Source organism: Burkholderia seminalis DSM 23518 (genome assembly GCF_902832885.1).
Taxonomy (GTDB): Bacteria; Pseudomonadota; Gammaproteobacteria; order Burkholderiales; family Burkholderiaceae; genus Burkholderia; species Burkholderia seminalis.
The window spans coordinates 40,367-60,127 of record NZ_CADFDK010000014.1; the positions used below are offsets into that span (position 1 = coordinate 40,367).

Below are 19,761 nucleotides of genomic sequence, written 5' to 3' on the forward strand. Positions count from 1 at the left end.
GCAGTGAGCAGTGGCGGCAAGCATGTCCGGTCTCGACAGGGGTGCTGTACTCGCGTTCGACACGACGCGGGGCGACCGGTGAAATTTCAAATTAAAAGAGTGCGAGGGTGTAATGCAGAGGTTGCGTCAAATGGAGTCGGCGCGCGCGATCGCGCCGCGCCGGCCAATGCGTGTCGGTTCGCTCGTGATGATCCCGCCGCTGTGTGCGTTGCTGGGCGCGTGCGGCATCGCGCCGGGCATGCGCATGCAGCAGCCGACGTCGATTCCGCTGCAAAGCGTGGCCGCGCAGGCGGAGAGCACCGTGCTGCCGGTGTCGATCACGAACATCGATCTGTCGCTGATCCGGCGCATGCGCGACACCGAACGCAGTACGCGCGGCGAAGCGCGCGATGTCGTCGGGTCGCCGGATGCCTACACGATCGGGCGCGGCGACGTGCTGCAGATCGTCGTCTGGGATCACCCCGAACTCGCGGCGGCGCTCGGCGCGCCGGCGCAAGCCGCGCCGCGCCCGGCCGATGCGCCGCCGGGTTTCGTCGTCGACCAGGACGGCACGCTGCAGTTCCCGTTCGCGGGGCGCCTGCCGGTGGCCGGACTGACGGCCGAGCAGGTTCAGACGCAGCTCACGCGGCGTCTCGACAAGACGTTCAGGAATCCGCAAGTCACGGTGCGCATCGCATCGTTCCGCGCGAAGCAGGTGTATATCGAGGGTGAGGTGCATACGCCGGGCTCGCAACCCGTCAACGACATCCCGATGACGCTGTACGACGCGATCGGGCGGGCCGGCGGCTTCGCGGCGTCGGCCGACCAGAGCCGCGTCGTGCTCGTGCGCGACGGCGTCGAACGCCGGCTCGACCTGACCGAGATGGCCGAGCAGGGGCGCAACCCGTCGACGATCGTGCTGCGCAACGGCGATCTCGTGCGCGTGCTGCCGCGCGACGAGAGCGGCGTGTTCGTGATGGGCGAGGTCAACAAGCCCGTGACGGCGTTGCCGATGCGCAATGGCCGGCTGACGCTGAGCGAGGCGATCTCGCAGGCCGGCAGCTTGAACGCGAACACGGCCGATGCGGCGCAGGTCTACGTGGTGCGCGGGATGCAGGACGAGCAGCCGCAGGTCTATCACCTCGACGCGCGCTCGCCGGTCGCGATGGTGCTGGCGAATCAGTTCCAGCTGAAGCCGCAGGATGTCGTGTACGTCGACGGCAACGGGCTGGTGCGCTTCAGCCGTGTGCTCAGTCTGTTGCTGCCGGCCATCAACGCCGGCCTGACCGCGGCGATTGCGACCAAGTGATGGAATCGATCCTGATCGTCTGCGAGGGCAACATCTGCCGCAGCCCGATGGCCGAAGCGATGCTGCGTGACGCGATGCCCGGGCGCCGCATCGCGTCCGCCGGCCTGAACGCGCTGGTCGGCATGCCGGCCGCGCCGTATGCGCAGGACGTCATGCGGATGCGCGGCTTCGACGTGTCGACGCATCGCGCGCAGCAGATCGGCCGCTCGCTGTGTACCGACGCCGACCTGATCCTCGTGATGGACCGTCGCCAGCGGACGTCACTCGAGAACCAGTTCCCGTTCGTGCGGGGACGCGTGTTCCGTCTCGGCGAGTACACGGATTTCGACGTGCACGACCCTTACCGCCAGCCCCGATTCGTGTTCGAACGCTGCGCGCGGCTGATCGAGCTCGGCGTGTCCGAGTGGTCGAAGCGCCTGCGTATCGTCTGACGCGGCCGCAGGTCGATGCCCCAATGAAACCCCATATGCCTCCCGTCGCTGCCATGACCCAACCCTCCGCCCCGCCGCAGCCCACCGCCGAAGACGGCAGCGAGACCGACTTCGTCGCGGTGCTCGACATCCTGCTGGAAAGCCGTTGGCTGATCGCGATCATCACGTGCGTGCTGCTGGCCGCGGGCCTCGCGTATGCGATGCTCGGCAAGCCCGTGTTCGAAGCCAACATCATGGTCCAGGTCGAGGACAGCCCGGACACGTCGGCCGCCAAGTCGTTGCTCGGCGATGTCTCCGCGCTGTTCGACGTGAAGTCCTCGGCCGCCGCCGAGCAGCAGATCCTCGCGTCGCGCCTCGTCGTCGAACGCGCGGTCGACAAGCTCAACCTGTTCATCGACGCCGAGCCGAAGCGCTTTCCGCTGATCGGCGACTGGATCGCGCGCCATGCCGACGGCCTGTCCGACCCCGGCCTGGCCGGTTTCGGCGGCTACGCATGGGGCCGCGAGCACATCGACGTGCCGCGCTTCGACGTGCCGCGCAAGAACGAAGGCGATGCGTTCTCGCTGACGAACCTCGGCGGCAAGCGCTACCGGCTCGAAGGCGGCGATTTCGATGCGCCGGTCGAGGGCACGGTCGGCACGCTCGAGCATTTCAGCTCGCCGCGCGGGCCGGTCACGCTGCTGGTCGCGTCGATCGCCGCGAAGCCGGGCGCCGCGTTCGTGCTGGTGCGCAACTCGCGGCTGAAGACGATCGAGGACATCCGCGATCGCCTCAACGTGCAGGAGCGCGTGAAGCAATCGGACGTCGTCGTCGCCAGCCTGCAGGACACCGACCCGAAATGGGTCAGCGACACGATGAACGAGATCGGCCGCCAGTACGTGCGGCAGAACATCGAGCGGAAGTCGGCGGAGGCCGCGCAGTCGCTCGAGTTTCTCAGCGGGCAACTGCCGCAGCTCAAGCAGCAGCTGACCGATTCCGAGGCGCGCCTGACGAAGCTGCGCAACGAGCACGGCACGGTCGACCTCACCGAGGAAGCGAAGCTCGCGCTGGCGCAGACCGCCGACGCGAAGACGCGCCTGCTCGAGTTGCAACAGAAGCGTCAGGAGCTGATGTCGCGCTTCACCGAGCGGCATCCGAGCGTCGCGGTGATCGACGAGCAGATCGCCGCGCTGAACGGTTATCGGAATACGGCCGAACAACAGATCCGGCGCCTGCCGGACCTGCAGCAGGATACCGTGCGGCTGATGCTCGACGTGAGGGTCAACACCGACCTCTACACCGCGTTGCTGAACAACATGCAGCAGCTGCAACTCGTGCAGGCCGGCAAGACGGGCAACGTGCGCCTCGTCGACACGGCGGCGGTACCGGAAGTGGCGGTGCGGCCGAAGAAGGCGCTCGTCGCGCTCGCGTCGCTGCTGCTCGGGCTGCTCGCCGGCTGCGGCACCGCGATCACGCGATCGATGCTGTTCCATGGTATCTCCGATCACAACGAGATCGAGCGCCGTCTCGGCCTCGCGGTGTACGCGACGGTGCCGATCAGCGACCATCAGCGCGACCTGGCCGAGGAGGCCGCGCGCAAGCGCGGCCACAAGTCGATCCTGTCGATCGACTTCCCGAACGAACCGGCCGTCGAGTGCCTGCGCAGCCTGCGCACCGCGCTGCAGTTCGCGATGCTCGAGGCGAAGAACAACATCGTGCTGATCGCGGGCCCCGCGCCGGGCGTCGGCAAGACCTTCCTGTCGGCGAACCTCGCGGTCGTGATGGCGAGCGCCGGCAAGCGCGTGCTGCTGATCGACGGCGACATCCGCAAGGGCCGGCTGCATGACTATCTCGGTTTTCCGCGCGGGCGCGGCTTCACGGAGCTGATCGCCGGCAGCGCGCGCGTGGAGGACGTGATTCACCGCGAAGTGGTCGACGGTCTCGACTTCATCTCGACCGGGACGATGCCGAAGAACCCCGCGGAGCTGCTGCTGAACCGCAATCTTGCGGCGCTGATGGACGACCTGTCGTCACGCTACGACATCGTCGTGATCGACTCGGCGCCGGTGCTCGCCGTGCCTGATACCGGCATTCTCGGCGCGGTCGCCGGCACCGCGCTGCTCGTCACGATGGCGGGCAGGACGAAGCTCGGCGAGATCGGCGAATCCGTGAAGCGCTTCGCGCAGAACGGGGTCCGCCTGAGCGGCGTCATCTTCAACGGCGTCAACCCGCGGCTTGGGCAGTACGGATACGGTTCGAAGTACGGCGGGTACCGCTACGTCGCGTATGAATACGGGGCGCAGGATGCGTGACGCGCTCACCGCCGCCGGCGGCCCGGCCCGCGTATCCGGCCGCGCATCGCGCACGGAGGCGAGATGATCAATCCACGGGATTCGATCGTGTCGCTTGCCGGCGTCGTGCTCGGCCAGATCGCGCTGTTCGCCTGCATCTTCGTGATCGGACGGCGCTTCGGGCCCGACTCGCTCGGCCATTTCAACTATCTGCTCGCGCTCGCGACCTTCGTCGGCACGCTGCTCGCGTTCCGCTACGAACTCGCGTGCGTCGACGACAGGCCGGGCGAGTCGTTCAACGCGTTCGTCAACGTGACGGCGCTGAGCCTGGTCGTGACCGCGGCGTTCGGCGTCGTGATTGCCGTCGCCGGGCGCCGGGATCTCTCTCTCGTCGCCGTCTATGCGCTGGCCACGTTCGTGCAACTGGCCGCCGGTTCCTATTTGAACAGCCTCAGGCGTTATGGCTGGATCGCGCTGTCGCGCGTGGTGGTCAACGGCATGTTCCTCGCGGGCCTCGTGCTGTCGCTCGCCTGCCCAGCGTGCGGAAGGGTCGACGTGTTCGCGCTGTACACGTGGGCGACCGCGGCGGTGTCGATCGTGATGACCGCGGCCATTCTGCTTTCCGGCTATCGCGCCGGGTACGCGTTCAGGCTGTCGCGCGCGTTCTTCGTCAGGAACCGCCGTTTCGCGCTGTACATCCTGCCGTCGACGCTGTGCGCGTCGGTGCTGACCTACGCACTGTCGATCGCGATTCCGCACTGGTTCGACGCGCAGAGCGCCGGCTACTTCGCGGCTGCGTACCGGCTCGGCTTCTTTCCGGTGTCGCTGATCGCGCAGAGCGTCGGCGGCGTGTTCCGCCGTGACGCGATCGGTGCGATGGCGCGTCCGGATGCGGGCGCGACCGTGCCGCGCGTGTACCGGACCTACGCCCGCGCGCTCGCGGTGCTCGCGGTCGTGTACATGGCCGGCGGGCTGCTGCTGTTCGCACCGCTCGTGAACCGGTTCTTCGGCCCGAGCTGGCACGGCTCGGTCGGGTTCTATCACAGCCTGATGCCGCTGTTCGCGCTGCAGCTGATCTACGTGCCGCTGTCGCAGATCTTCCTCGCGACGCGCGCGCAGCGCGTCGATTTCCTGTTTCAGCTGACCTGCGGCGTGTGCCTGTCCGGTGCGCTGGGCATCGCGCGGCTGATGAACCTGTCGGCCCCGGCGAGCGTGCAGGTTTTTTCGCTGACCGGCGCGGCGCTGATGGCAGCCGGCATCGCGCTCACGTACCGGGTCCTCGACACGAACCTGTCCCGATCCCGCGCGCTGGCGTGAGATCGCCGCAACGACGAATGAGCACACCATGATCCTGATCGTCATCGATTCCCTCGAGCGCTACTACTTCGCGACCCGGCTCGTGAGCGCGGTGCGGCACGAATACGAGTTCGCGTTCCTGACGAGCGAGCCGGTCGCGCACCTCGGCCTGCTGCTGAGCGGCTATCGCTCGGTGTACCTGAACCGGCTGATGCCGATCGACGTGCCCGACGGGCACGCGGCCGACCGCACGCCGTACCCGTTGTCGATCGAGGTACTGAACGGGCAGATGACCGAGGCGCGCGCGAAGCGCGAGTCGGCGGCGATCTTCCATATCGCATCGGAAGTGCTGCGCGGCCTGCGGATCGAGCAGTGCGTGATGTGGAACGGACAGCAACTGGTGTGCCGCGCGGTGCGGCAGGCGTGCACGGTGTACGGTGTCGCGACCCGCTTCATCGAGATCTCGAACCTGCCGGGCAAGCTGTTCGTCGATTCGCTGGGCGTCAATGCGCTGTCGACGATCAGCCGCCACCCCGAGAGCATCGATCGGTTGCCGCTGCCCGACGAGCACATGCATGCGCGCTGGCTGTCGGCCTACGAGCGCTACAAGCAGATGCCGCTGCCGCAGGCGCGAACGTCGTTCGCGCGCAAGGCCATGTCGGCGACCAACTACGTGATGAAGGTGGTCAGCCGCGGCGTCGGCCGCCGGTGTCTGACGAGCGTGCGGGCGCGCAACGGGATGCCGGCGCCGCGCCAGGCCACGTACATGTCGGCGGACGCGCTGGCGACGAGCCGCTATGTGTTCCTGCCGCTGCAGGTATCCGGCGACACGCAAATCAAGCTGCATTCGGACGTCGACAATCTCGAGGCGATCCGCCGTGCGTTCGCGTTCGCGGCGAACGAGAGCGCCGACCTGTTCGTGAAGCTGCATCCGGCCGAAACCGATGCGGCCGAGATCGAAGCGATCGTGCGCCTGCAGGAGACGTATCACTTCGAAATCGTCACGTCGCCGACGACGGACCTGCTGCGGCACGCGTATGCGGTCGTCACGATCAATTCGACGGTCGGGCTCGAGGCGATGCTGTACGGCAAGCGCGTGGTGTCGCTCGGCCGCTGTTTCTACAAGGAGTTCGATCGCGAGCGGCTGCTGAAGTACATCCATTCGTTCCTGGTCGACGGCATCGACTACTTCGGCGCCGCGCGCATTCCCGCCGATGCGGCCCGGCGCGTGTTCGAGAGGCGGCACTGACATGCGCATCACGTTGCGTCAGACCGCCGAGGCGATCGCCGAAGACTGCCGCCGCAATGCGTTCGTGAAGACGCGCAGCGTGGTGATCTTCTACCGCGTCGTGCACTACCTCGCGTGCCGGAGCCGGTTCACGCTGCTGGCCGGCGCGCCGCTGATCCTGCTCTACATCGTGCTGTGCGACTGGCTGATGGGCATCGAGATTCCGGTGAAGACGAAGATCGGCAAGGGGCTCGCGCTCTATCACGGCACCGGCCTCGTGATCAACGGCTACGCGGTGATCGGCGACTACTGCACGCTGCGGCACGGCGTGACGATCGGCAACACGATCCGGAAGGACGGCACGCTCGGCGGCGTGCCGACGATCGGCGATCACGTGGAGTTCGGCGTGCACAGCGTCGTGCTCGGCGCGGTGCGGGTCGGCGACGGCGTGCGGATCGGCGCGGGCGCGGTGGTGTTGCGTGATGTGCCCGACCGTTGCGTGGCCGTCGGCGTCCCCGCGCGCATTCTCGACAACGAACAGGAACCGACATGAAAGTGTTCATTCTGCATCCCGGCAAGGCGAACTATCCCGAGATAGCCGCTTACCGCAGCCGCCTGGGGAAGCACGGGTTCGAGGTATTCGACGGCGATATCGACGCATACGCGCGCTTTCCCGATCGGGACGTCTGCATCCTGTGGTGCATCATGGGTTTCTATCGCACGCTGCCGCCCGCGCGGTTCGTGATTCACGATTACCGGTCGCTGTCGGTCGGTCGGCTCGCGGCCGTCAAGGATGGCGTGAAACGCGTGCTGAACGTGCGGCCCGATCTGCGGATCTTCCAGAACGAGCAGATGCGCGACGCGATGGCGTTTCGAGATGGCGTGCGCACGTTGCTGTTGCCGATGGGCGTGCCGGACTGGATCTTCGCGCCGGCCGAGGCGGGGAGCGACCGTGTCGCGCCGATGCCGTCCGCCAGGTTCTGCTATATCGGCGAAATGAGCCGCGAACGCGGTTTTCAGAAGGTGCTGGCCGCCTATCGCGACGCGCGTCGCGACGCGTCGGACACGCTCGTGCTGGTCGGCCAGCCGGAGCCCGAGATCCACGCGGCGTTCGTCGATACGCCGGGTATCCGTTTCGTCGGCCGCGTGCCGCAACCGGACGCGCTGCGCATCGTCCGCGACAGCGAATACGCGGTGTGCTTCTTTCCGTATCACCGGCCGCATTGCTTCCAGACGCCGACGAAGCTGCTCGAGTACGCGTCGCTCGGCAAGAAGATCATCTGCAACGACGCGCCGTCCAACGTGCGCACCGCGCACGAACTCGGCATCCAGTGCCACGTCACCGGTGCGGCGATCTTCGACGAACTGTTTCCGCTGTCGCGGGTCCGGGCGACCCGGCCCGACCCGGCGGCAATGCAGTCGCTCGAATGGGGCCGCGTGATCGAGCGCTCGGGCGTGCTCGCGTTTATCGATGCGGTCGCGGGGCGCCGTCCGGGTGCCTGACGACGTCATTCGCCGTCAGCGCGGCGGCTCATCCCTCATGGAACGGATTCCGATGAAGATCGTCCACATGGTCGAATCCAGCGCCACGGGCACGTTGTCGATGGTGTGCCTGATCGCGAATCGCCTGGCATGCGAAGGCCACGACGTGCATGTCGTCTACTCGGTGCGGCCCGATACGCCGCCCGGTCTTGCCGCGATGTTCGACAAGCGGGTGTCGCTGCGCCACGTCCAGATGAAAGGCGCGGGCCTGTTGCGGACCGCGGGCCGGCTGCGCGCGACGCTCAACGAGATCGGCCCGGACGTCGTACACCTGCACTCGTCGTTCGCCGGCTTTCTCGGGCGGCTGTCGACGCTGTTCGCGCTGCCGAAAGCGGCGTTCTTCTACAGCCCGCACTGCATCTCGTTCATGCGCCGCGACATCTCCGGCGTGAAGCGGCTGGCATTCGTCGGTCTCGAATGGGTCGCATGCGTGCGCAAATGCCTGTACGTCGCATGCTCGGAAAGCGAGGGCCGGGCGATCCGCGCATGGCTGCGCCAGCCGGTGGTGGTGGTCGAGAATGCGGTAATCGATCGGCCGTCGTCGGTACCGGCGGGCGACGACGGCCGGCCGGCGGGCGGCCCCCTGCGGGTGGTGACGGTCGGCGGCATTCGCGCGCAAAAGAATCCGGCGCTGTTCGCGCAGATCGCGCACGGCCTGCGTGCGCGCGGCGTGCGCTTCGTCTGGATCGGCGACGGCGACGATGTATCGAAGGCGCGCTTGGCCGAGGCGGGCGTCGAGGTGACCGGATGGTTGCCGCACGACGAGGTCGCGCGGCGGCTTGCCGGCACGGACGTATACCTGTCGACGTCGTCGTGGGAGGGCATGCCGGTGTCGGTCATCGAGGCGATGCTGGCCGGGCGGCCCGTCGTCGTGTCCGGGTGCGCCGGCAATGTGGATGTCGTGCGCCATCTGCAGACCGGTGTGATCTACGCGTCGGCCGCCGACGCGGTCGCGTGGCTGGAGCGTCTCGCCGGCGACGGCGCGCTGCGCCGGGAGCTGGCACGGCGGGCGAGCGGCGAGGTGCGGCACCGCTTCGCCGAGGCGCGCTTGTTGGGCGAGCTCGTGCCGCTCTATGCTGCACGGGCGACCCGCTAACGACAGCATCCCCCATTTCGTGGAGAACCGTATGAATGTAACCCTTACCCCGGATGTCACCGTCGGCAACGACTTGCCGTTTGTCCTGTTCGGCGGCCTCAACGTGCTCGAAAGCCTGGACTTCACGCTCGACGTCTGCGGGACGTTCGTCGAGGTCACGCGCCGTCTCGGCATTCCGCTGGTGTTCAAGGCGTCCTTCGACAAGGCCAACCGCTCGTCGATCCACTCGTATCGCGGCGTCGGATTCGACGAGGGGCTGCGAATCTTCGACGCGGTCAAGCGCCGGTTCGGCGTGCCCGTGATCACCGACGTGCATGAAACCTGGCAGGCCGAGCCGGTGTCGCAGGTCGTCGACGTGCTGCAGGTGCCGGCGTTCCTCGCGCGCCAGACCGACCTGGTGGTCGCGATCGCGCGGACCGGCAACGCGGTCAACATCAAGAAGCCGCAGTTCATGAGTCCGACGCAGGTCGAGCACATCGTGTCGAAGTGCCGCGAAGCCGGCAACGACCGCGTGATCCTGTGCGAGCGCGGCTCGTCGTTCGGTTATGACAATCTCGTCGTCGACATGCTCGGCTTCCGCCAGATGCGCGACACGACGGGCGACTGCCCGGTGATCTTCGACGTCACGCACAGCCTGCAGATGCGCGATCCGGGCGGTGCTGCGTCGGGTGGCCGGCGGCGCCAGGTGCTCGACCTCGCGCGCGCCGGGATGGCGGTCGGGCTGGCCGGGCTGTTCCTCGAAGCGCATCCCGACCCCGACCGCGCGCGCTGCGACGGCCCGAGCGCGCTGCCGCTCGCGCTGCTCGACGCGTTCCTGCAGCAGGTGAAGGCGGTGGACGACCTGGTCAAGCGGCTCCCGCCGCTCGATGTCCGGTGAGCGGCGCGACGTATCGCGGGCCCGTGCGCCTGGTGCTGTTCGACGTCGACGGCGTGCTGACCGACGGCTTGCTGCACGTCACGCACGAAGGCGAGTGCATGAAGAGCTTTCACGCGCACGACGGGGTCGCGGTCGCGCTGCTGCGCGCGCACGGCATCCGCACCGGCATCCTGTCGGGCAAGCACAGCGGCGCGTTGACGTGGCGCGCGGCGCAACTCGGCGTCGACGTGCTCGTGAGCGGCTGCGACGACAAGGGCGCCGGTTATGCGGACATCAAGGCGCGGCAACGGGTCGACGATCATGAAGTCGCGTATGTCGGCGACGACGTGAACGATCTCCCGGTCATCGAACGCGTCGGCGTGTCGTATGCGCCGGCCGATGCGCATCGGCTCGTCCGCACCCGCGTCGACCATGTCGCGCGCGCGGCCGGCGGCCGCGGCGTCGCGCGCGAGGTGGCCGAGCATCTGCTGATGGAGGCCGGGCTGTCGCTCGACGACGCATACCGGCCGTTGCTCGAACAATGGAGCGGTCATGACGTCGTTCAATAACAGGCGGACGGTGCGCGTCGTGATTCCGGCGCGGTACGGTTCGGCGCGGCTGCCGGGCAAGCCGCTCGTCGATCTGGCGGGCGAACCGATGATCGTCCGCGTGCATGCGCGCGTGCGCCGCGCGCTGCCCGATACCGACATCGTCGTCGCGATCGACGACGCACGCATTGCCGAGGTACTCGACGCGCGCGGCATCCGGTTCGCGATGACCGATACCGGTCACGCGTCCGGCACCGACCGCGCGGCGGAACTCGCGCGGGCGTTTGGCTGGCCCGACACCGACGCGGTGCTCAACGTGCAGGGCGACGAACCGCTCGTGCCGACGGCGCTGCTGAGGGCATTCGCCGGATTTTGCGGCGCGGCGCCGGATCTCGGTGTCGCGACGGTCGCCTGCCCGGTCGGGCAAGGCGCGCTGCTCGACGAGCCGGCGATCGTCAAGCTCGTCGTGGATCGCCACGGCCGCGCGCTGTACTTCTCGCGCGCGGCGATCCCGTTCTGCCGCGACGGGCGGCCGGCGGCGGACGGTGCGAGCGGGACCGGGTTTCTGCGCCACATCGGCCTCTACGGCTACGCGAATGCGACGCTGCAGGCGCTGGCGAGCGCGGCACCGTGCGAACTCGAACAGCTGGAGAAGCTCGAGCAGTTGCGCGCGCTGTGGCTCGGCATGCCGATCGACGTGATGCGCTGGCCCGATGCGCCGCCCCCCCCGGCATCGATACGCCCGACGACGTCGCCCGTGTCGTCTCCCTTCTCAAACGGCAAACCCATGATGCGACAGAACCATATTGAATCCGCCCGGCAGGTCTTCGAGATCGAGTCGCGGGCATTGGCCGGCGTGGCCGCGCGGCTCGATGCGAATTTCGAGCAAGCGGTCGAGATCGTCCTCGCGTCGAGCGGCCGCGTCGTCGTATGCGGGATGGGCAAGTCCGGCATTGTCGGCAGGAAGATCGCCGCGACGCTGTCCAGCACGGGTACGCCGGCTTTCTTCATGCATCCGGGCGAGGCCTATCATGGCGACCTCGGCATGGTGACGCCGGACGACGCGTTTCTCGCGATTTCGAATTCCGGCGAAACGGACGAGGTGATCAAGCTGATTCCGTTCCTGCGCGGCAACGGCAACGACCTGATCGCGCTGACCGGCAACCCGGCGTCGACGCTCGCGAGCGCCGCGCGGGTTCATCTGGACATCGGCGTCGAACGCGAGGCGTGCCCGTTGCAGCTCGCGCCGACCGCGTCGACGACGGCAACGATCGCGATGGGCGATGCGCTGGCGGTCACGCTGATGCGGGCGCGCGGCTTCCAGCCGGAACACTTCGCGCGCTTCCATCCGGGCGGCTCGCTCGGCCGCCGGCTGCTGTCGACGGTCGACGACGAAATGGCGCGCGGCAACCTGCCGTTCGTGACGGAGGCGACGTCGACGCTCGACGTGCTCGACGCGATGACGCGCGGCCGGCTCGGGCTCGCGATCGTGAGGCGCGACACCGGCTGGGGCATCGTGACCGATGGCGACATCCGTCGCGCGATCGAGCGGCATGGGGACGGCGTGCTGCGGCGCACGGCCGCCGACATGATGTCGATCGAGCCGTCGACGGTACGGCCCGGGACGCGGGTCGAGGATGCGTTGCTGCTGATGCAGCAGCAGCGCATCGGCGCGTTGCTGGTGGTCGACGGCGGCGACGTCGTCGGCGTGTTCAAGAAATAGCGAACGGGCCGCGCCCGCCGCGTGGGGCGGCGTGCGGGAGACGTGCCGGCACACCGGCGTGCGCTATTGCAGGCTTTGCGTCAGCGCGGCGGATGCCGCGTCCTGACGAAACCGGCGCACGCGCAGGAACGTGACGAAATTCGAGTCGTGCTGGCTCGCGGCGCCGCCTTCCGGGTCGTCGAACGCGACGCGCAGCACCGCGACGAGATCGTTGCCGTCGAATTGCCAGTCGACGTACTGGAAGCCGTGCCGTTTCGGATCGGCGTGCTGCAACACGACGCGCCGCGCGGTCCACTGCCGGAGATCGGGCGACGACAGCAGCACCAGCGTGTTGCGGACGCGTTCGAGGTTCATCCGCCCGGCGCTCTTCGGCACCGCATTCGTGATCGTCCAGTACTGCTTCGACTGCGGATCGAAGCGGATCGTGAACTTCTTCCCGGCGCCGGGCAGGTCGATGAAATCGCGTGCCGGGTCGAACGACAACGTGCGGCCGTCGTTGCCCGTCGCCACCAGCGCGGCCTTCTCCGGGCCGTTCGCGGTGTTCACGCGCAGCACGACGGCGGGCGCGGCGCCTTGCCGGCCGACCACGTTGCCTTCTTCCCATGACTGGAACCTGCCGTCGAGCCAGCGCTTGTCCGACGGCAGGTGCGCGGACGCGCGCCAGTTGCGGGCATCGAGCAGGTCGCGATCGACGGGCGCGGACAGGACCAGTGCACGCAGGTCGCCGTCCTCGACGCTTTCATACGCGCGCCACACGCGTCCGCGATCGACGAGGACCGGCACCGGCCCGGTAATGTAGCGCCCCGCATACGGCAGCAGCCCGGTGGACGCGTCGACCGGCGTGGTCCACGTTTCGCCGCCGTCTTCGGAGCGGCGAATCGTCGGCGTGCCCATCGAGCGGTTGGTCCCCATCAGGTACAGCGCACCGTTCAGCACGAACAGCGACGACCAGTACTGGTCCGACACGTCGCCGAGCTTCGACCAGGTCGCGCCCTTGTCGTGCGACGTGAACACGGACACCCGGTTCTGCGCCGACGCGGCGCCGAATGTATCGAAGCTCGCGACATAGTCGCCGTTCGGCAGCACGGCCAGCGACGGCGAGCCGAGATAGACGCGCGTGGCGGCCGGGCTGTGCGCGATCACCTCGCCGGGCGGCGCGGGCACGGTTTGCGCGCGAACCGCCGTCACCATGCAGCCCAGGCATAGCGCCGCGATCGTCGACCGTTTCAGCGCGCGGAACGTCGAGGCAGGTCGAAGCGAGTTCATGTCAGGTGCGCGAGCGGCTTGCCGCCGGATGGGTTCGGGATGGGACGGGCAACCGCGCGCCGGTTGGGCGCGTCCTGGTCGGCCAGCACGACGAACAGCAGGATGGTGAGCCAGAGCATGCCATAGAGCACGTGATACTTGAACAGCAGGATCGGCAGCAAATAAAGCAGATACTTGCGCCGGCCCTTGCGGCGGAACAGCATGACAAGCGCACCGCCGAACACGACGGAACCGGCGATGCCCGCGGCGAACACGAGGTAGACGTAGAACGAACTGTCCCGCACCTGGTAGCCGCGCAGGTGCGTTTTCCCGACGTTGTTGCGCTCGTCCCAGAACAGGCCACCGCCGAACACGCCCGCGACGACGTCGCGCTCGGTCAGCTCGGTCAGCACGAGCGTCCGGCTGCCGACCGCATCGTAATCGACCGACTGGTTCACCCGCTGATCGTACACGCCGTAGAGCCAGGGCACGCACGCGAGCGCGACGACGACGACGGCGATCCGCGTCCGCAGCCGCCCGCGCCCGGTGAGCACGTGCAGCCCGCACAGCGCCGCGCAGACGACCATCGACGCGACCGAGAAGCTGAGCAGTGCGGTGGCGAACCCGATGACGGGCGCGAGCGTGATGCGTCGCTTCGACAGCAGCAGGATCACCGCGCTCGGGACGACCGTCATCGCATAGAACGACGGTTCGGAATACAGGCCCAGCGCACGGATCGAAATCAGGCTGTCGGACAGCGCCTTGGTCGCATAGAGCGCTTCGGAGTCCGCTTCGCGCACGTAACTGTCGAAATCGATGAAGGTGCCGGTTCCGAGGTAGAAGACGAGCTGGAACGTGAAGAACGCGGCATGCACGTAGATCAGCGTCTTGCACGCGGTGTCGAGCGATGCCCGTGTGAGTACGCCGCCGGCGAACATCCAGTAGCTCAACGCGATGTACGTCTGGATCAGCACGAACTTGATGAAGAAGTTCACGTAGAAATCGCCGAACGCGGACAGGATGAAGGCGAGGCAGGTGCTGATCAGCCAGTACGTGCACACCGGAAACAGATGGCGCTGCCGGTTCATCAGCGTCGGCGCGCGCAGAAAGGCGAGCGCGCACAGCAGCACATACGCGGCGAAGGTGGCCCGCACGCTGAACGCGTTGAGCGAGAAGAACAGTACGCTGGCTGAAAAGAGCAAGGTCGACATGCGTGTGCCCGATCGGAGGCTCCGGATCCGCTGCGTGCCGGCCGTGCCGGCGCCGCGCGGCGAGAGGTCGTGCGGCGCGTGGCAAGGTGCCCGCGGGGAGGGCGGGCATCGTGTCGCGCCGCGTCGCACGCGGAATGTGCGTTCGTCGTCCGGGACGAAGCGCTTCCGGCGACCGAGGATAGACGACTGGACAGTCGGGCGAGCCGGGCCGTCCGATCCGGGCGGCATTCTGTCCGTTTCGGGCGGGGTCGGCGGAGCGCGCGATGTGCCGGAGGCCGGCGAGGGCGTTCGCAGCGTACGGTCCAGGCGCGGCCGTCACGGCTGAAACGCGAATCGCCCGCACAAGAACGGCGAATACAGTTCGATCGCCTCCTGAATCGGCACGTGGCGCCCGTACGCGGCGGCCGACACGGCCAGCAGCGAGCCGACGACGAGCACGCGATAGCGTGCGTCGACACGCGGCGTGCCGTGTCGCCACACGAATGCCAGCGCGACCGCCGAGCCGACGAGCCAGCCGGCGACGACTTCCGATGGCGTGTGCGCGTCGTCGAACACGCGCGCGACGCCGATCAGCGCGCCGAGCGCGAGCCCGAGCCCTAGCGGCAGCGCTCGCGACGCGCTCGCCCGCGGTTGCATGCCACCGCTCAGTGCCAGCACGCACACCATCGGCCAGACTGCGGACGCGAGCATCGTATGCCCGCTGATCACACGAAAATGTATCGGGCGGATCTGGATACCGCAGCCGGCGTACAGCATTTTGGTCGCGCCGACGAGCGCCATGCCGGCCGCGAGCATCAGCGCCCACGACGCCGCGCGATGCCGTCCGGCCGTCGAGCGCACGAGCCACGCGATGCATACGACGGCCAGCGGCAGCGTCAGCGCCGCGTCGCCGAGATCGCTGACGGCGGCCCACATGATCGGATTCGTGATGGCCGCGCCGTCAGGCGGCCAGCAGCGCAGACATGCGGGTGGCCAGATAGCTTTCGAAATCCGCGGCCACTTCGGGGTGCCGCAGCGCGAACTCGACCGTCGCCTTCAGATACCCGAGCTTGCTGCCGCAATCGAAACGCGTGCCGTCGTAGCGATGGGCAAGCACCTGCTCGTCGGACAGCAGCGACTGGATCGCGTCCGTCAACTGCAGCTCGCCGCCGGCACCGGGCCGTAGCGCGCGCAGATGCTCGAACACCTTCGGCTTCAGCACGTAACGGCCGACCACGCCGAAATTCGACGGCGCCTGCGCCGGCTCCGGCTTCTCGACGATGCGGGACAGCTTGAACAGGTTGTCCTCCCAGCGCTTGCCTTCGATCACGCCGTACGACTTCGATGCGTCGGGCGCGATTTCCTCCACGCCGATCACCGACGCGTGATAGTGATCGAACACGTCGATCATCTGGCGCAGCACCGGCGTCGGGCCGTCGAGCAGGTCGTCCGCGAGGATCACGGCGAACGGCTGGTCGCCGACCAGTTTCTCCGCGCACAGCACGGCATGGCCGAGCCCCAGCGCTTCGGCTTGGCGCACGTAGAAACAGTCGACGTGGCTCGGCTTGATGCCGCGAACCAGCGACAGCAGCTTTTCCTTGCCGCGCGCTTCGAGCTCGGCCTCGATCTCGTAGGATTTGTCGAAGTGGTCTTCGATCGCGCGCTTGCTGCGGCCGGTCACGAAAATCATTTCGGTGATGCCCGCGTCGATCGCTTCCTCGACCGCATATTGAATCAGCGGCTTGTCTACGACGGGCAACATTTCTTTCGGGCTGGCTTTGGTCGCCGGCAGAAATCGCGTGCCGAGACCGGCAACCGGAAATACGGCTTTCGTCACTTTCAACATGATTTTCGAATTCCATCCGTTCAGGATCAGGCATCAACAATGCCGAGGGTAACCGGCGATGCGTGCATGCAATCGTCGCGCGCCGGTGCCATATCGTTCGCGCAGCCGGACTCGCGCGCCGTTCGACCATCGTATGAGTGTTCGCGTTTCGAGTGGAGACCGAATCTAGGCTGAATCCGACAGCGATGAGCGGCGAATCGCGAATTGAGATTGCCGAATTCGAATATGTCTGATGCCATCTAGGAATTGTCGGCATGACGTCGATCGCATGACATAGATTCAGGCATCCATTACTGGACGGCCGGTCTCGGCGCCGCGCGTGCGGCATGCGACGATCGCCGTCGGCTCAGGAGCAGTCATGACCGAACGGGGCGATATCTTCGATGCAATTGCGGAATTCAACCGCGCGTATCTCGTGCTCGCGCAGCGCATATTGCGGATCGACTACGAACAGGGCAAGCGGCAATTGGGTATCTCGGATGAAATCGCCGCATCGATCGACGCGTTGACGCTGGATCAGATCGATGAACTCGCGGCCGGCGGCGAACTGGTTTGTGAATTTCGCGCCGAAAACGCGCCGGGCCGCGCTTGATCCGTTTTCAGGCTTTATCGAATGGATGTTCCGGTCGCGCCGTTTCACGAGATCGCATCGTCGCGGCCGTTCGTTTTTTTCACCAACAGAATGTGGAGAAGTTGCATGCCCGGTTATCGCGAATTGAAGGCGCAAGCCGATGAACTGCTGAAGCAGGTCGAGGAAGCCCGGCTCGCCGAACTGGAGGCCGTCATACAGGAGATTCGCACTCGGGTCGCCGAATATGGCCTGACCGCCGGACAGATATTCGGGCGCCGCGGCGGCGCGTCGAAAGCGGCGCCGCGAAAGCGCGCGTCGGCGCCGCGCTATCGCGACCCGAAGACCGGCGCGACGTGGAGCGGGCGCGGGCGCGAGCCGGCCTGGATCAAAGGCGGCCGTCGCGACCGGTTCCTGATCGAGCGCAGTGCCGGTTGAGCGTGAAGACTTTCGACTTCCGCTTCGCGGCGGCGGAGCAGTCGCTTGCGAAGTGTTGGCCCGGGGATTCCGCGACGTATGCATAGGAGACCGGCGTTGCCGGCCTTCTGATACATGCTGTCATCGAATATTTGAACACCGGCCTTGGCGGTGTTCGCGCTCGCGTCACCTGCTGAGTGCGAATTCGCAGGACAGGATTGTTTTTCCCGATCACAATCAGTCTTCCTGTGTCAGCCGAAACAAGACGCCAGCGATAGCGCGAATCTTGGAATGTGCGGCTAGCTGGAATGGATAGGCGACGAAGTACGACAGGTGCGACCGCCATAAGCCGCTCACTCAGAGACTCGAACCCGTCTCCCGCCAGGAAAATAAGCAATACAAATCAATAACCGGAAAGCTACGAGTTCGCGTCGCGGTGATGGTTGTCGAAAATCCGCCTTGCTTCTCGGAAGCGGTCCGCATTCTCGGCGATCCAGGTCCACGGCGGGACCACGCGAACGAGCAGGTCCATGCCCATGTCGGATAACTCGTATTCGACTCTAGCGGGCACCTCATCGAAATCGTGACGGAGCACAAGACCGTCACGTTCGAGTTGTCGTAACGTGCGCGTCAACATCGGCTGAGTCACCCCGTGCATGCGCCTGCCGTACACGCCGAGCGTGTGAAAGCAATGTGGCAGCTGCCAGGAGCGGCTTGTCGGCGGTCGCTGACGGCGCGGAGGATGAGATAACGGGTTAGGGGCGGCATCAGCCGGTCCGACGCTACCGCGATGCCATTCGACCGGGTTCGGCCGGAACCGGCTCTTGGACAAGCAACGCCGAATCGTTGACAATTCGCTTTCTCACATTGGACTTACCACTGCCGAGATAATATGCGCATCAACGTTGCAGTCTCCGATCGCACCGCCCAGTATCAAACAATTGCGCTGATACTGGTCTCGATGTTTTGTTTTGCGGTCGTCGATGCACTGGGCAAAGCGGTAGCCCTCAATTATCCAGCTAACGAGGTGACATTCTTCCGAATGCTGTTCGGGATTGTGCCGGCTGTTCTCGCCAGTCTTCATGGTGGTTCGCTTGGCCCTCGGATCCGAAGGATCGACCTTCGCGGACAGACAATTCGTGCACTCACGCTTCTCGGTGCCTCAGGACTCTTTTTCGCGGGCTTGCCGTATCTGCCGTTGAGCGAGGCAGTGGCAATCGTCTATTCGGAGGCTATTTTTGTTGTTGTCCTCGCCCCTTTCTTGCTTGGGGAACGCTTACTCGCGCGAAATGCCGTTGCCGCGTCCGTAGGCTTTGTCGGGGTCCTTCTAGTAGTCCGACCTCAGGGCAGCTTGTCGAACTTCCTTGGCCCAGGTCTGTTGCTACTGAGCGCTTTGTGCGGTGCTCTTTCTATGATTCAGATTCGCAAGCTCAAAGCTGGCGATGACTCAAGCATTACGGTGCTTTTCTTCACAGCCTTCGGGACTGCCGTTACGGGTGTTTCTTTATTGTTTGCCTGGAGGACTCCGACACTCAAAGACTTATTTATCTTAGTGCTGCTTGCAATATTTGCGACAGTCGGCCAGATTTTATTTACGGTGGCAGTCCGGCGTGACAGCGCTGCGAAACTGGCGCCCTACACTTACACAAGTATCATTTGGGCAACGCTTTTCGGCTTCTTCGTATGGGGCGAAAAGCTAGATGTCGTTCCAGTCGTCGGAATCATTGGGATTGTCGGGAGTGCAATCGCTGTCGCCATCCGGGAAGAGCCACCGGAGGGACCCGCAGTCTAGTCTGACAAGCAGGCTTGGCTGTGATTGGCCGATACGAGTCGATGCACACGCGACAGAACTGTGTCGACCGCGAACGACCGGGATCGAGGAAATTGAAGGCCCCCTATGGGTCGGCTACAGCCGATCGTGTTGGGCGGAAACCGGCCAAACGCGGAAGTTCGCTATGTCAACGTCAACGTCCGATGCAGCCTGCCAAGAGAAGTTGAGCTCGGGCCATCGCATCGAAGCCTTGGCCAGTTGGCAGCACCACTACAACTGGCATCGTGCCCATAGCGCCATCGGCGGCGTTGCGCCGATGGCCAGACTTCCCGCGTCGAGAAACAACCTCTTGACGCTTCACAGCTAGCCGGATCGGCAATGCTGGCGTCGTGACAGCTTGACCGGCCCAATGCGATCGAGTTCGAGGCGTCAGATGACCGACGCCT

General features: G+C 66.2%; 18 protein-coding genes and 3 pseudogenes. 16 read left to right on the top strand and 5 right to left on the bottom strand.

Annotated features, from left to right (window positions below; genetic code table 11):
- Positions 1-112 precede the first annotated feature (112 nt).
- The 12 genes and pseudogenes from HWX00_RS30155 to HWX00_RS30210 all read left to right on the top strand — a co-directional run bounded on the left by HWX00_RS30155 (position 113) and on the right by HWX00_RS30210 (position 12,278).
- Positions 113-1,288, top strand: coding sequence for a polysaccharide biosynthesis/export family protein (locus HWX00_RS30155; RefSeq protein WP_049035391.1), 1,176 nt, complete (start codon positions 113-115; stop codon positions 1,286-1,288).
- Positions 1,285-1,719 (top strand): low molecular weight protein-tyrosine-phosphatase, encoded by a 435-nt coding sequence (locus HWX00_RS30160; protein ID WP_034190906.1) that lies wholly within the window; start codon positions 1,285-1,287, stop codon positions 1,717-1,719. Before HWX00_RS30155 ends, HWX00_RS30160 begins: the two co-directional genes overlap by 4 nt.
- Positions 1,720-1,772: 53 nt before the next feature.
- The gene (locus HWX00_RS30165; protein WP_175027309.1) at positions 1,773-4,010 is read left to right on the top strand and encodes a polysaccharide biosynthesis tyrosine autokinase; all 2,238 of its coding nucleotides are present in this window, start codon (positions 1,773-1,775) and stop codon (positions 4,008-4,010) included.
- Between the two features lie 63 nt (positions 4,011-4,073).
- A complete protein-coding gene (locus tag HWX00_RS30170; RefSeq protein ID WP_175027308.1) occupies positions 4,074-5,306 on the top strand; it encodes a lipopolysaccharide biosynthesis protein in 1,233 nt (410 codons plus the stop codon).
- A gap of 28 nt (positions 5,307-5,334) precedes the next feature.
- Entirely contained in the window at positions 5,335-6,534 is a 1,200-nt protein-coding gene (locus HWX00_RS30175; protein WP_175027307.1) for a capsular polysaccharide export protein, LipB/KpsS family, read from the top strand.
- Between the two features lies 1 nt (position 6,535).
- Positions 6,536-7,066 carry a serine O-acetyltransferase gene (locus HWX00_RS30180; RefSeq protein WP_175027306.1) on the top strand — a complete coding sequence of 177 codons (531 nt, stop codon included), beginning with the start codon at positions 6,536-6,538 and terminating at the stop codon, positions 7,064-7,066.
- Complete coding sequence (locus HWX00_RS30185) at positions 7,063-8,016, top strand: glycosyltransferase (protein WP_175027305.1); 954 nt, start codon at positions 7,063-7,065, stop codon at positions 8,014-8,016. The genes HWX00_RS30180 and HWX00_RS30185 overlap by 4 nt, the downstream gene beginning before the upstream one ends.
- 52 nt (positions 8,017-8,068) lie before the next feature.
- Positions 8,069-9,151, top strand: coding sequence for a glycosyltransferase family 4 protein (locus HWX00_RS30190; RefSeq protein WP_175027304.1), 1,083 nt, complete (start codon positions 8,069-8,071; stop codon positions 9,149-9,151).
- Positions 9,152-9,182: 31 nt separating this feature from the next.
- Positions 9,183-10,028, top strand: coding sequence for a 3-deoxy-8-phosphooctulonate synthase (gene kdsA / locus HWX00_RS30195; protein WP_124609278.1), 846 nt, complete (start codon positions 9,183-9,185; stop codon positions 10,026-10,028).
- Positions 10,025-10,576 carry a KdsC family phosphatase gene (locus HWX00_RS30200; RefSeq protein ID WP_034190913.1) on the top strand — a complete coding sequence of 184 codons (552 nt, stop codon included), beginning with the start codon at positions 10,025-10,027 and terminating at the stop codon, positions 10,574-10,576. The genes kdsA and HWX00_RS30200 overlap by 4 nt, the downstream gene beginning before the upstream one ends.
- Positions 10,560-11,201, top strand: a pseudogene (gene kdsB, locus HWX00_RS30205) (3-deoxy-manno-octulosonate cytidylyltransferase); the annotation flags it as partial. The gene HWX00_RS30200 and the pseudogene kdsB, both read left to right, overlap by 17 nt.
- Positions 11,202-11,342: 141 nt before the next feature.
- Positions 11,343-12,278 (top strand): KpsF/GutQ family sugar-phosphate isomerase, encoded by a 936-nt coding sequence (locus tag HWX00_RS30210; protein WP_034190915.1) that lies wholly within the window; start codon positions 11,343-11,345, stop codon positions 12,276-12,278.
- Between the two features lie 63 nt (positions 12,279-12,341).
- Here the strand turns inward: HWX00_RS30210 and HWX00_RS30215 are convergent, their stop codons facing one another.
- From HWX00_RS30215 to galU, 4 genes are all read right to left on the bottom strand, one after another.
- A complete protein-coding gene (locus HWX00_RS30215) occupies positions 12,342-13,469 on the bottom strand; it encodes a sialidase family protein (protein ID WP_175027329.1) in 1,128 nt (375 codons plus the stop codon).
- Between the two features lie 71 nt (positions 13,470-13,540).
- Positions 13,541-14,734, bottom strand: coding sequence for a hypothetical protein (locus HWX00_RS30220; protein WP_124670539.1), 1,194 nt, complete (start codon positions 14,732-14,734; stop codon positions 13,541-13,543).
- A 315-nt stretch (positions 14,735-15,049) separates the two neighbouring features.
- Positions 15,050-15,649 (bottom strand): phosphatase PAP2 family protein, encoded by a 600-nt coding sequence (locus HWX00_RS30225; protein WP_175027303.1) that lies wholly within the window; start codon positions 15,647-15,649, stop codon positions 15,050-15,052.
- A 25-nt stretch (positions 15,650-15,674) separates the two neighbouring features.
- Positions 15,675-16,559 (bottom strand): UTP--glucose-1-phosphate uridylyltransferase GalU, encoded by an 885-nt coding sequence (galU, locus tag HWX00_RS30230; RefSeq protein WP_034190918.1) that lies wholly within the window; start codon positions 16,557-16,559, stop codon positions 15,675-15,677.
- A gap of 319 nt (positions 16,560-16,878) precedes the next feature.
- Between galU and HWX00_RS30235 the strand changes: the two genes are divergently transcribed.
- Together HWX00_RS30235 and HWX00_RS30240 are read left to right on the top strand one after the other, a co-directional pair.
- Positions 16,879-17,151, top strand: a complete 273-nt coding sequence (locus tag HWX00_RS30235; protein WP_226104033.1) for a flagellar transcriptional regulator FlhD — start codon at positions 16,879-16,881, stop codon at positions 17,149-17,151.
- A 105-nt stretch (positions 17,152-17,256) separates the two neighbouring features.
- Positions 17,257-17,565 carry an H-NS histone family protein gene (locus HWX00_RS30240; protein ID WP_175027328.1) on the top strand — a complete coding sequence of 103 codons (309 nt, stop codon included), beginning with the start codon at positions 17,257-17,259 and terminating at the stop codon, positions 17,563-17,565.
- Between the two features lie 397 nt (positions 17,566-17,962).
- On the opposite strand, the pseudogene HWX00_RS30245 reads toward HWX00_RS30240, so the two are convergent.
- Positions 17,963-18,229 (bottom strand): annotated as a pseudogene (locus tag HWX00_RS30245) (winged helix-turn-helix transcriptional regulator); the annotation flags it as partial.
- Positions 18,230-18,436: 207 nt separating this feature from the next.
- Here HWX00_RS30245 and HWX00_RS30250 point away from each other — a divergent pair.
- Together HWX00_RS30250 and HWX00_RS30255 are read left to right on the top strand one after the other, a co-directional pair.
- Positions 18,437-19,336 carry a DMT family transporter gene (locus tag HWX00_RS30250; protein WP_124670542.1) on the top strand — a complete coding sequence of 300 codons (900 nt, stop codon included), beginning with the start codon at positions 18,437-18,439 and terminating at the stop codon, positions 19,334-19,336.
- Between the two features lie 205 nt (positions 19,337-19,541).
- A pseudogene (locus tag HWX00_RS30255) lies at positions 19,542-19,682 on the top strand (integrase core domain-containing protein); the annotation flags it as partial.
- Positions 19,683-19,761 lie beyond the last annotated feature (79 nt).

Excerpts from the sequence above, each read along its gene's own strand:
- HWX00_RS30155 (WP_049035391.1), top strand. The coding sequence starts at position 113 with ATGCAGAGGTTGCGTCAAATGGAGTCGGCGCGCGCGATCGCGCCGCGC.
- HWX00_RS30165 (WP_175027309.1), top strand. The coding sequence starts at position 1,773 with ATGACCCAACCCTCCGCCCCGCCGCAGCCCACCGCCGAAGACGGCAGC.
- HWX00_RS30170 (WP_175027308.1), top strand. The coding sequence starts at position 4,074 with ATGATCAATCCACGGGATTCGATCGTGTCGCTTGCCGGCGTCGTGCTC.
- HWX00_RS30175 (WP_175027307.1), top strand. The coding sequence starts at position 5,335 with ATGATCCTGATCGTCATCGATTCCCTCGAGCGCTACTACTTCGCGACC.
- HWX00_RS30180 (WP_175027306.1), top strand. The coding sequence starts at position 6,536 with ATGCGCATCACGTTGCGTCAGACCGCCGAGGCGATCGCCGAAGACTGC.
- HWX00_RS30185 (WP_175027305.1), top strand. The coding sequence starts at position 7,063 with ATGAAAGTGTTCATTCTGCATCCCGGCAAGGCGAACTATCCCGAGATA.
- HWX00_RS30190 (WP_175027304.1), top strand. The coding sequence starts at position 8,069 with ATGAAGATCGTCCACATGGTCGAATCCAGCGCCACGGGCACGTTGTCG.
- kdsA (WP_124609278.1), top strand. The coding sequence starts at position 9,183 with ATGAATGTAACCCTTACCCCGGATGTCACCGTCGGCAACGACTTGCCG.
- HWX00_RS30210 (WP_034190915.1), top strand. The coding sequence starts at position 11,343 with ATGATGCGACAGAACCATATTGAATCCGCCCGGCAGGTCTTCGAGATC.
- HWX00_RS30215 (WP_175027329.1), bottom strand. The coding sequence starts at position 13,469 with ATGGTGACGGCGGTTCGCGCGCAAACCGTGCCCGCGCCGCCCGGCGAG.
- HWX00_RS30220 (WP_124670539.1), bottom strand. The coding sequence starts at position 14,734 with ATGTCGACCTTGCTCTTTTCAGCCAGCGTACTGTTCTTCTCGCTCAAC.
- HWX00_RS30225 (WP_175027303.1), bottom strand. The coding sequence starts at position 15,649 with ATGTGGGCCGCCGTCAGCGATCTCGGCGACGCGGCGCTGACGCTGCCG.
- galU (WP_034190918.1), bottom strand. The coding sequence starts at position 16,559 with ATGTTGAAAGTGACGAAAGCCGTATTTCCGGTTGCCGGTCTCGGCACG.
- HWX00_RS30240 (WP_175027328.1), top strand. The coding sequence starts at position 17,257 with ATGCCCGGTTATCGCGAATTGAAGGCGCAAGCCGATGAACTGCTGAAG.
- HWX00_RS30250 (WP_124670542.1), top strand. The coding sequence starts at position 18,437 with ATGCGCATCAACGTTGCAGTCTCCGATCGCACCGCCCAGTATCAAACA.